This window comes from Acinetobacter sp. LUNF3 (assembly GCF_022699605.1).
In the GTDB taxonomy this organism is placed as follows: Bacteria; Pseudomonadota; Gammaproteobacteria; order Pseudomonadales; family Moraxellaceae; genus Acinetobacter; species Acinetobacter johnsonii.
Genome location: NZ_CP093968.1, coordinates 2,908,134 through 2,919,436 on the forward strand (window position 1 = coordinate 2,908,134; position 11,303 = coordinate 2,919,436).

At 42.2% G+C, this 11,303-nt stretch carries 13 protein-coding genes; 4 read left to right on the top strand and 9 right to left on the bottom strand.

All coding sequences use genetic code 11. From position 1 onward, the window contains the following. The first annotated feature begins 141 nt into the window (after positions 1–141). Entirely contained in the window at positions 142–1,074 is a 933-nt protein-coding gene (locus MN200_RS14235) for an IS5 family transposase (protein ID WP_114392660.1), read from the top strand. A gap of 110 nt (positions 1,075–1,184) precedes the next feature. Here MN200_RS14235 and MN200_RS14240 read toward each other — a convergent pair whose 3' ends face one another. Both MN200_RS14240 and MN200_RS14245 read right to left on the bottom strand, forming a co-directional pair. Further along, positions 1,185–1,709, bottom strand: coding sequence for a hypothetical protein (locus MN200_RS14240; protein WP_131772999.1), 525 nt, complete (start codon positions 1,707–1,709; stop codon positions 1,185–1,187). A gap of 228 nt (positions 1,710–1,937) precedes the next feature. After that, on the bottom strand, positions 1,938–2,753 hold the full coding sequence (locus MN200_RS14245) for an NAD-dependent epimerase/dehydratase family protein (protein ID WP_058870361.1): 816 nt from the start codon (positions 2,751–2,753) through the stop codon (positions 1,938–1,940). A gap of 33 nt (positions 2,754–2,786) precedes the next feature. Between MN200_RS14245 and recG the strand changes: the two genes are divergently transcribed. Beyond that, entirely contained in the window at positions 2,787–4,832 is a 2,046-nt protein-coding gene (gene recG, locus MN200_RS14250) for an ATP-dependent DNA helicase RecG (RefSeq protein WP_058870362.1), read from the top strand. Beyond that, complete coding sequence (locus MN200_RS14255; protein ID WP_058870363.1) at positions 4,819–5,466, top strand: phosphoribosyltransferase family protein; 648 nt, start codon at positions 4,819–4,821, stop codon at positions 5,464–5,466. Before recG ends, MN200_RS14255 begins: the two co-directional genes overlap by 14 nt. On the opposite strand, the gene MN200_RS14260 is transcribed toward MN200_RS14255, so the two are convergent. Beyond that, positions 5,467–5,871, bottom strand: coding sequence for an NUDIX domain-containing protein (locus tag MN200_RS14260; protein WP_058870364.1), 405 nt, complete (start codon positions 5,869–5,871; stop codon positions 5,467–5,469). It lies immediately after the preceding gene. Continuing rightward, positions 5,868–6,467 carry a TIGR00730 family Rossman fold protein gene (locus MN200_RS14265; RefSeq protein ID WP_058870365.1) on the bottom strand — a complete coding sequence of 200 codons (600 nt, stop codon included), beginning with the start codon at positions 6,465–6,467 and terminating at the stop codon, positions 5,868–5,870. The genes MN200_RS14260 and MN200_RS14265 overlap by 4 nt, the downstream gene beginning before the upstream one ends. 152 nt (positions 6,468–6,619) lie before the next feature. On the opposite strand from MN200_RS14265, the gene MN200_RS14270 reads away from it, so the two are divergent. After that, entirely contained in the window at positions 6,620–7,633 is a 1,014-nt protein-coding gene (locus MN200_RS14270) for a CorA family divalent cation transporter (protein ID WP_058870366.1), read from the top strand. An 82-nt stretch (positions 7,634–7,715) separates the two neighbouring features. Here the strand turns inward: MN200_RS14270 and MN200_RS14275 are convergent, their stop codons facing one another. Genes MN200_RS14275 through MN200_RS14295 form a run of 5 tightly spaced genes read right to left on the bottom strand, consistent with a single transcriptional unit; the run spans position 7,716 to position 10,939 of the window. Continuing rightward, positions 7,716–8,003, bottom strand: coding sequence for an STAS domain-containing protein (locus MN200_RS14275; protein WP_004691363.1), 288 nt, complete (start codon positions 8,001–8,003; stop codon positions 7,716–7,718). Positions 8,004–8,014: 11 nt separating this feature from the next. Next, the gene (locus MN200_RS14280) at positions 8,015–8,650 is read right to left on the bottom strand and encodes an ABC transporter substrate-binding protein (protein ID WP_004691364.1); all 636 of its coding nucleotides are present in this window, start codon (positions 8,648–8,650) and stop codon (positions 8,015–8,017) included. Positions 8,651–8,670: 20 nt separating this feature from the next. Then, entirely contained in the window at positions 8,671–9,345 is a 675-nt protein-coding gene (locus MN200_RS14285; protein WP_010327614.1) for an outer membrane lipid asymmetry maintenance protein MlaD, read from the bottom strand. Continuing rightward, a complete protein-coding gene (gene mlaE / locus MN200_RS14290) occupies positions 9,345–10,124 on the bottom strand; it encodes a lipid asymmetry maintenance ABC transporter permease subunit MlaE (protein WP_004691368.1) in 780 nt (259 codons plus the stop codon). Before mlaE ends, MN200_RS14285 begins: the two co-directional genes overlap by 1 nt. Next, complete coding sequence (locus tag MN200_RS14295; RefSeq protein WP_004691369.1) at positions 10,121–10,939, bottom strand: ABC transporter ATP-binding protein; 819 nt, start codon at positions 10,937–10,939, stop codon at positions 10,121–10,123. Before MN200_RS14295 ends, mlaE begins: the two co-directional genes overlap by 4 nt. Between the last annotated feature and the right edge of the window lie 364 nt (positions 10,940–11,303).

Sequence of the window (11,303 nt, forward strand, 5' to 3'; positions counted from 1 at the left end):
TCGGTTTAATAGCTGTGAATGTATAAGGTTGTGCGTTATCAAAACGCTCTATCTTATAAAGTTGGGCTCCATTTTCACTATAGCTACGGCTTTGTTGCACAAACCTATCTGTAAAGGGTTTTTCAGCGATATAATTTTCAAATGAAGAAGCCTACACACAAAATCTACCGCACAACCAATTGGCCCGCATATAACCGAGCACTCATGAGTCGCGGAAATATTGCCATTTGGTTTGATCCTGCTACGCAATGGTATGCGCCATCAAAAGGCAAACAAGGGCGAAATCAAACCTACTCCGACGCAGCCATCCAATGCTGCTTAATGATTAAATCCTTATTTCGTCTGTCTTTACGTATGGTCACTGGCTTTGTGCAAAGTCTGATTAAACTTTGCGGATTAAATTGGATAGCTCCAGATTACACCACGCTTTGTAGAAGACAAAAGCATATTGATATTGTAATCAGCTACCAAAAAAGTAGCGATGGGCTGCATCTACTCATGGACTCTACAGGCATGAAGTTTCTAGGTGAGGGCGAATGGAAACGCAAGAAACATGGACCTGAATATCGTCGCCAATGGCGTAAACTTCATATTGGTATAGATGCTAAAACCCTACAAATACGAGCAGTTCAGCTTACAACCAATAATGTCAGTGATTCACAGGTGCTTGGTGATTTACTTAATCAGATTCCACAAGATGAGCGGATTGACTCTGTTTATACCGATGGAGCTTATGACACCAAGCAATGCCGTCAGGTCATTGCAGATCGGCAAGGGCATGCGGTGATTCCACCTAGAAAAAATGCGAAACAATGGAAAGATACAAAGAGTAGCTCGCTAGAGCGAAATGAATTACTTAGAACAATTAAACGTTTAGGCAGGACACTATGGAAAAAATGGTCAGGCTATCATCGGCGAAGTTTGGTTGAAACTAAGATGCATTGCATCAAATTATTAGGAGATAAACTCAGTGCAAGGAGTTTTGATAGCCAAGTGAATGAGATCCATGCACGTGTAGCAGTCCTTAACAGATTTACGGAATTAGGTCGACCACTTACCCAAGTTACGCCTTAAATTTAGCTCAATTAGGGGCGCTTTGCATTTCAAATCTTTGTGCAACAAAGCCTAAATCATATGAAAATGGCAATGCGGCAGCAGGTGAAGCTTTAAAAGAGTTGAATGAACTATCTTCTAATTAAATCATAGAATAACGCACATGAAACAACTATAATTAGAGTAATAATTACTCCTTGTATTTCAAATAGTATAGATAAAAATGAAGATGTACCAATTTTAAATAAATCATTTGAAATTAGTATTTTACTATTACTTATATTTGCATATAATGGATAATTATTCTTATTGTATTCATTCCATAGCACTTCATTTTTTTCTTTAAGTTTTTCACAGTTGTCTAAAAGATTGATTCTATATACTCCAAAAAGTTTTTCGTTTTCTTCAATATATTTCCTTTTATCAAAAGAGTATTCATACTTGATGTATCGGTAAGCAGCTCTATCGATACCCCTCCTCCAAGGTTCACTTGAACAATAAGTATATGTTTCTATAATCTTAAAATTATTAACTTTAACCCAATTACTATGAGTCATTAAAAAAAATTTATTTTTTAATAGTGGCGATGATGTTATAAAAATAATAAGTATCAATGTCGATAAAATAAACATTAGATAAAATTTGTAATTTCTCATCTTTTTCCTATCATCAATTTTTTGAATTTTGAGTAGCACTTAATTTAGGGGTTTATCAATACTTTTAAAATCATAATAATACACCCCATACGAATTATTAAAATTTTCATATAAACATCAATATCTTATATGCAGTTCAGCTAACTAGAACGGATTTATTATGATTCTTCACGCTCCGTAGTCATTTTTCAGCTACGTTTCACATTTTTTATGAGTGAAAATAAAAAATTATTTTGACTCACGCTCTGCTAACAACGCCAAATAATCATCAAAGCAATGTGGATGCTGTAATTCAAAATTCATCTGTTGCATACGTGAAGCATAAATTTGCTTGCCTGATGTCATATTGCTTTCCAAAACCAAAGCTGGAAATCCTAACTGCTGTTGAAACCATTGCATGATTTCATGTAAAGGCAACGGTTGGCTATTGCTACAAATATAAGATTTTTCAGCATGTTCCACGTGAAGCAAGTGCACTAAAAAAGCCGCCAGATCCTCAACATGAATTCGGTTCGACCAATGCAGTCTTGGATAAGCTTTTGTAGTTCCCGCAAGTTTTATCATACGACTAACTGAGGTTCCATAAATTCCTGTTGGACGCACAATCACACATTCAGATGGATAAGCCTGTTGCCACAAAGTTTCCATGTTCAATAGCACTTGCCCTTGCGCATCGCTCGGTTGGGGACACGTGTCATCATCAACCCGCTCCCCTGCACTTTCACCATAGACACGTGTGGAAGAAACCACGATCACTTTTTTTAAAGGATGACTTTTTAAGGCATGCAGCATCGGTGCAATCGAGTCTACAAAAGTTCGCTGATACGCTTCTACCGTACTGCTCTCAGGCGAGAGTAAGACATACACAGCATCAATGGGCGCGACTTGAGACAAATCCAACTGATGAATATCTTGAGTCAAATGCTCAGCCCAATCATCTGATTTCGGACTTCGACTAATTGTGGTAATTTGGTGGCCTTGCTGAAATAACTGTTTAGCAACACGCTGAGATGTTTTACCATAACCTATAAATAAAATATGCATTTAGCACCAAATCACAGACAAAGTTGAGGGGACATGGCTGCAGTCCATCAGTTGCAGGGGGTCGGAGCTGCCTCTGCTGCACTACTTGAAAAGTTGAATCTCTTCACTACAGATGATCTGCTGTTTCATCTGCCACGAGACTATGAAGATCGTAGCACGATCATCCCCATGAACCAATTGACTGTGGGACGTAGCTACCTACTCGAAGGAACGATTCAAGGCGTAGACTTTCCGCCGGGTAAGCGTAAATCGATGGCGATTGGACTGCAAGACGACTTTGGCAAAGTGACTTTGCGCTTTTACCATATTTATAAAGGCTTAACGGACCGCGCAAAGATCGGTAATCGTCTACGTATTTTTGGTGAAGTCCGTGTGGGTGCGCGTGGCTTGGAAATGTATCATCCTGAAATTCAACTTATTACAGAACATACGCCACTACCACAAACCCAACTGACTGCGATTTACCCTAGCACAGAGGGTCTCACTCAACCTAAATTTCGTGAATACATCAAACAGGCTTTAGCCAAGCACAGTGATGATTTACCTGAACTGCTGCCCGCAAAATTTACCAATGGCTATGCACTTAAACAGGCATTGGACTACATCCATCATCCTCCTGTAGATGCCAATATGCTGCAACTGAGCCAAGGCTCACACCCTGCCCAGCAACGTTTGATTTTTGAAGAGTTGGTTGCGCATCAAGTCAGTCTATTAAGCCGTCGTGCCTATATCCAACAGATTGAAGCACCACGTATTTCTGCCAGTCGTCAGTTTGCCAAACAACTGCTCAGCAGTCTGTCTTTTGAAATGACCAATGCACAAAAGCGCGTCTCCAAAGAAATTGTACAAGACTTAAAACTCAATAAACCGATGTTACGTTTGGTTCAAGGCGATGTCGGTGCAGGCAAAACCTTGGTCGCAGGAGTCGCAGCCTGCCATGCCTTAGAAGAAGGTTGGCAAGTGGCGTTAATGGCACCGACTGAAATTTTGGCGGAACAACATTATCTCAATTTTAAAAAATGGTTTGAGCCTTTGGGACTCAGTGTATCTTGGCTTTCAGGTAAACAAAAAGGCAAAGCCCGTGCCGCAGCCGAACAAGCCATTGTAGATGGCACAGCGCATCTGGTGGTGGGTACACATGCCCTGTTTCAAGACAATGTCCGCTTTGCCAAACTTGGATTAGTAATTATTGATGAGCAGCATCGCTTCGGGGTCGATCAGCGCTTATCCCTGCGTAATAAAGGTACGCAGAATATGACCCCACATCAATTGGTCATGACCGCAACGCCGATTCCACGAACTTTAGCCATGTCTGCCTATGGAGACTTAGACACGTCCGTGATCGATGAACTTCCACCCGGACGAACGCCAATTCAAACCGTGACCATTCCACTCGACCGCCGTGAAGAAGTACTACAGCGCATTGCCAGTAACTGTCTAGAAGGCAAACAAGCCTACTGGGTCTGCACTTTGGTTGAAGAGTCTGAAACCTTAGATGCTCAAGCCGCTGAAGCAACCTATTTAGAAATTAAAGAGCGTTTTCCCGAACTCAACATTGGTCTTGTACATGGCAAAATGAAGGCTGATGAAAAACAAACAGTGATGCAACAGTTTAAAACCAATGAATTACAACTCTTAATTGCGACCACAGTGATTGAAGTGGGGGTCGATGTACCAAATGCCTCGATCATGGTGATTGAAAATGCGGAACGTTTAGGACTCTCTCAATTACACCAATTACGTGGCCGTGTTGGTCGAGGTGCCAAGGCTAGCTTTTGCGCTCTGTTATATAAAAGCCCGCTGTCTCAAAATGGACAAGAACGCCTGCGCATCATGCGTGAAACCAATGACGGCTTTTTAATTGCCGAAAAAGATTTGGAAATCCGCGGTCCCGGTGAATTGCTCGGCACCAAACAAACAGGCGATATGGGCTTTCGCGTAGCCAAGCTGGAACGCGATGATCATTTGCTCAATCAAGCACATTATGTCGCAGCGCAGATCTTAAAAGACTATCCTAGAAATGCTGAAGCCTTACTGAAACGCTGGCTGCCTGAAGCACCACGCTATGCCTATGTTTAGTCATTTACTGCACACCGCCAAACAGTTGCTACACAAAGCACAGCCTTGTCAGTTGTGTGGCATTGTCCGCGCAGATCTGCATTCGGTCTGTCTGGACTGCTGGCAACAACTCCCACTACATCCACAGACCGTTGAAAAACAAGAACTGAGTATTCATGTCGCAGGACAGTATCAATATCCTTTAGATCACCTTATTCAGCAGTTCAAATATGAACAACAACTGCATTGGCAGCCTCTACTGTCAGGCATTATTCAGCAAATTCGCTTACCTAAAATACAAGCAATTGTTCCGATGCCGATTTCGACTCAGCGTTTAGCAGAACGTGGCTATAACCAATCAATGATCCTCGCCAAAGACTTAGCCAAGCAGTTCAATGTTCCCATTTGGCAGCCTGTGATACGACTGCATCAACATTCGCAAAAAGGACTCAGTCGACTGGAACGCTTAGATCAAATTCATCAACAGTTTAAAATCGATCCACAGCAACGTCAGTACGCAAAACGCTACCGACGTGTTTTGATTTTGGATGATGTCGTGACCACAGGCAGCTCGATTCAGGCACTGACTTTACAGCTTGAACAATTGGGTTGTCATAAAGTCAGCGCCGCGTGTATTGCCTATGCACTAAAATAATTAGACTACGTCAATCAGCAAATGTTCACGTACCCATGGCATGACCACTTCGGTGGTTAGCGGTGCAAGTACAGTCTGCTGATCATTCAAACTGACCCATTTCATTTCTGCAATTTCAGCCGCAATTTGTGGCGCTTGCTGAAGCTGAACATGGTAAACATAGCTCACCAATTTAAAATCAGGTTCATTGGCGGTGGCTGTTTCAAAACGACCAACAAACTGTTCAATCGTCGCATCACTTCCAATTTCCTCCCGAATCTCACGCAGCATGGTTTGCTCAGGTGCTTCATTGGGCTCAAGCTTACCGCCCACTTGCATAAAACACGCGGTGTTCTGCTTACGCACCAATAAAAGCTGCTGCTGTTCATTCACAATAATAGCAGCAGCGACCGTAATCACCTTCATGCTTTGACATCCAACAACTCAGGATCAACCATGCCCCACTTCGGTTCAGGCGCTTGGAACTGATCCATCTGCTTTAAAATTGCTTTCACCGAATCCGATACAATCAGGCTGTCGGTAAAACGCGCATGGGTAAAGCCTTTGTCGGTGGTCATCTTCAGAAATTTAAGTAAATCATCATAAAAGCCATTTACATTTAAAAAGGCATTCGGCTTGAGATGAATACCGAGCTGCGCCCACGTCCATTGTTCAAAGATTTCTTCTAAAGTCCCTGCACCACCTGGCATTGCAATAAATCCATCCGACAAAGCTGACATTTTCAGTTTACGCTCTTGCATATCTTTGACAATATGTAACTCGGTCAAGCCTTGATGCGCCAACTCACGATCCACCAACACGTGTGGAATCACGCCAATCACTTGACCACCTGCCTCTAAAGCACTGTCAGCCACAATACCCATTAAGCCCGAACGGCCACCACCATAGACCAAGGTTTTGCCTTGTTCTGCAATGGTGTGTCCAACCTGACGTGCTGTTTCGGAAAAAATTTGATCTGAACCTAATGCGGAACCACAAAAGATCGCAATTGAATTTGTCATTTTTTACTCTGATATTTAATTGTCATGCAACTTCACTAAAATGAATGGATATTTTTTAGCAATTTAACCATTCGATCAGTGTTTTTATTGCAATCCTTGTCTAAAATACACCCATCCACTTCAACCATTACTGCGCAAAGGAGAAAGACGGCATGCTTGAAGCCTTTTACGCCACAGAGCGCGGTAGCTTAGAAGACATCACCATTAATGGCGATTTCGATCTTCAGCCCGATTTGGTCTGGCTTGACCTCATTGCTCCCTCCCAAGAAGAACAACAGTGGATTTTAGATGCATATGAACAAAATTTACCTACGCTAAAATCACTCGAAGACATTTCATCTTCAGCTCGATTCTACCGTGATGACGACGGTATTTTGCATATCAGTACGTATTTTTTAACGAAAAATAAAAACTATCAAGTCGATGGTGAGCCTGAAGAAAGCAGCGGTGCCCTTGCCACGGTACAAACTGTCGCTTTCATTTTGCATAAAGAACGCCTCTTTACCCTTCGCGGGGAAAAATTGGTGGCGTTCCGTGCCTTTCGTGCGCGTGCGCGCCGCAATGACTACGAAATTGACTATAAAGATCCAACGTGGATCTTACTCGGTTTACTCGAGGCGAAGCTGGACGAGCTTGCGGATATCTTAGAAGATATCCACAAGGACTTGGAAAAGTATTCCACAGAAGTACTGAATAACCGTCACCGCGAGATGATTCTCGACTTAGATGACATGATTACCCGTCTGGCCCACTTGGAAGATATGCTTGGAAAAGCACAGCTGTGTTTGATTGACTTACGCCGTGTGCTGACCTTTTTATCACGCCCGCGTGCTTTAGGTAGTCATATTTATGATGCAGACATTCGAGAGCTCAGTGAAGACGTTCGCTCACTGGTTGAGCACGATGCCTTCTTGTTCCAAAAAGTGCGATTCTTACTGGATACCACCTCAGGCTTCATTAACACCGAACAGAATGACACGATTCGTCGCTTCTCTATCTTACCCAGTATGCTCGCTCCACCAATGCTGATTGCCAGTATTTACGGCATGAACACCGATGTGTTGCCTTTTGCCAAAGGCAGCACCAGTTTTATTGTGGTGAGCCTGATCTTAATGGCGTTCCTGATTGGTCCGCTCATTTACTTCCGCTGGAAGAAATGGATTTAAGTAAAGCTTAAAACACTTATTTTCCTCATAAATTTAAGAAACGCAACATATAAAAAAAAGCACCTTAAGGTGCTTTTTTTATTTAAGGGATTAACTTTAAGTCATCCTGTAAATGACAGGCTTGAATTACCTTCATCATTTTTTCAGGTACAGCTTTAAAATGTAAACTATGTGCATCGGGTGTTTGACGTAACCAACGCACCAATACTGCTAATGCCAATGTACTACCATGCTCAAGCTGGGCCAAATTCACCACCACAGGATAAGACTGTGACTGAATCACTTTCAGACCTTGTTGATAGTAGCTTTCAGCATTGTCATATGTAATCTGACCTGAAAGCTGCATTTCCTGATTGCTAAAGTTAATCACCTTTCACCTACTTATTTTTTCTTTTCAACCGCTGCTTCTGCATCAGGTTGGAAGTTTGCAATCGCTTTATCTAGGTCGCCGCCATTACGTTTAACCGTTGCCGCGAACTGATTACGGAACTGTAAACCAAGGTCGATACCCGACACATTGATATTACGGATTTTCCATTGGTTGCCTTTATCCGCCAACTGGAAAGACACTGGGATTTTTTCGCCTTTGTTATTAAAGTCGATCGTCACCACAGGGTTTTTGCTATTGGTTTCTTTATACGGACGGATGGTATACGTCTGATTGCTGAACTTGGCGAATGCAGTACCGTAGTTTTCAATCAGTGTTTCACGGAAATTGTTTTCAAACTTCGCGCGTTGTGCAGCAGTACTGTATTGATTGGTTGCATAAGTCCCCATCACAATACGAGAAAATGCTTGTGAATCCACATACGGGTCTAAGTTTTGACGAACAATCGTTTTCACAGCAGCTGGGTTGTTTTGGAGTTTGGCATGATCCGCTTTTAAACGCGCAATCAAACCATCTGCCACTTTTTTAACAAAAGCAGGTGGTGCTTCACTTGGTGCTGCAAAAGCAGTCCCTGCAAACATTGTAGTTAAAATGCTAGCTGTCAGTGTTTGTTTCAATAAAGTATTCACTACAATTGGTCCTCTTCAAATCATTCAACAAATGACACGTTGGCATCTGCTGTTTCAGCGGTTTCAGGTTGCTCAGTTGTTGCTGAAGCATCTTTCGATTTACCTGCACCACCCGTAATAAATTTAGTAATTAAGTCTTCTAGGTCCATTGTGCCTTGGGTATTGCCAATGCTTTCACCACGTTTCACGTAGTTCAAACCACCCCCTGGAACAATTTTCAAGTACTTCTCACCTAGCAGACCATTGGTTGCCACCATAATATAAGCATCTTCATCAATGCTGGTGATGGACTTCATGTTCGCAATAAGTTGCTTTTCCATTTCTTTTTGTTGCGCAGCATCCGCAGCGGTATAGTCGCTACTGTAACGAAGCTCTTCAAGTGCATTCTTTTCAACTTCTTTAAGTTGTGCTGCATTAAAGGTCGTTAATTTACCATCCAAAGAAAAAGAAACCGTCGCTAAACGTGTCACAGGGTCTAAGCTAATTTGATCAACTTGACCAATTTTTACCCCACTCATCGTCACTTTCGCACGTGGTTTTAAACCATTTACGTTATCGAAAGTTGCACTCATTTCATAGCGATCACTGAGATTTGATCCCACCAAGCCACTCACTCGCATCGCAATAAAAAACAAAGCGATACCGAATAAAATGACAAATATGCCGACTGCCATCTCACTTGCACGTGATTTCATTAAACACCTCCAAACATGACCGCAGTCAACACAAAATCAAAACCTAAAACACAGAGCGATGAATACACCACAGTGCGTGTGGTTGATGTCGCAATACCTTCAGATGTTGGTTCACAGGCATAGCCTTGATACACCGCAATCCATGTACAAATTAAAGCAAAAACAAAACTTTTAATGATGGTGCCATTCAGGACATCTTTATAGAACTCTACGCTACTTTGAATGCCACTCCAGTAAGAGCCTTCATCTGCACCCAAGAAGTCCACACCCACCATTTTACCACCCATAATCCCCACCGCAGCGAAGATGACAGACAGCATCGGCAAACTAAAAATACCTGCCCAAAGTCGCGGCGAAATCACACGTTTAAGTGGATCAACCCCGATCATTTCCATACTGGACAACTGCTCTGTAGCTTTCATTAAGCCAATCTCAGCCGTTAATGCAGAACCTGCACGACCTGCAAACAGCAATGCTGCAACCACAGGTGCTAACTCACGAAGTAAGGTCAACGCAACCGCTGTACCCAGCATCGCTTCACTACCAAAGGTCACCAAGATGCTATACATCTGTAAGCCCAGTACAGCACCAATAAATAGCCCTGACACCACAATAATGAGCAGTGATAACACCCCAACACGGTACATTTGGTAAACAAATAACCGAACACCTAAAGCAGTGGGCATCGAAAATAAAATTTGTAATAACATCAGGCTAGCAACACCAATGCCGCGAACCCGTTCAATCACGCGTCGACCTAAGAGTGCTATCGCATTCATGCTTGCACCTCAGTATTTAGATATGCCTTATGGCTAAATTGATAATCGACAGGCCCTTCAACTGCACCTGTTAAAAACTGTTTAACAAATGGAGAGGCATTCGCCTGTAACTGTTCAGGCGTGCCTTCACCTTGCACCTTACCTTCAGCAACAACATAGATATAATCTGCGATCGATAAGGTTTCAGCCACGTCATGCGAGACAATAATTGTTGTTAAATCAAGAGCTTCTCGCAAAGATCGAATTAGACGTGTGAGTACACCCTTCACAATTGGATCTTGTCCAGCAAATGGCTCATCGTACATGATCAGCTCAGGATCCAGTGCAATTGCACGTGCCAAAGCTACACGACGGTTCATCCCACCTGAGAGCTCAGAAGGCATCATCTGTTCTGCGCCACGTAAGCCGACAGATTCAAGTTTTAAAGATATAATTTCTGACAGTAAATGTTCTGGCAACTTGGTATGTGCTCTTATCGGAAAGGCCACATTTTCATATACCGACATATCGGTAAACAATGCGCCACTTTGAAAAAGCATGCCCATACGCGCACGCGCAGCGAATAACTCTTTGCGTGACATTTTCGCAATATTTTGCCCATCAAAAAGTACTTCACCTTGGTCAGGGGTCAATTGACCGCCAATTAAACGCAGTAAAGTGGTTTTACCTGTACCCGATGGTCCCATAATGCCCGTAATTTGACCCTGTCGAATTTTTAAATTGACCTGATCATAAATGACACGTTCCCCTCGCTTAAAACTCAAGTCTTTGACCTCAATGAGGGCTTGAGCAGTCAGAGGCGCTTGATTATTCATAGCTGTGCGTTTTCCTGCATTTTTTCAGCATGCATACTATAAAGGATTAAAAAACGATATGTTAGCGTATTCCGTGTCTAATTTTGTGCACGAATTGATTTCAGTTGGTTGTATTTATATTTATTTGTACTGCGAAAACAAACTAAATAAGATGAATTACTTCATCCATAACGACTATAGACAAAGAAAAGAATGTTGCAAATCAGCAAAAAGAGTCCGAGATAATGTGCCATATTGACCTCTTTCACGTCAGAGAGTGTGGCGATTGATTCAACCTCATTATTGTGCATCATTATTATCAATACAATTAAAATATGACTCAGTATACATTTTAATTTATTTTTTTACAGCCGTAGACAAAAAA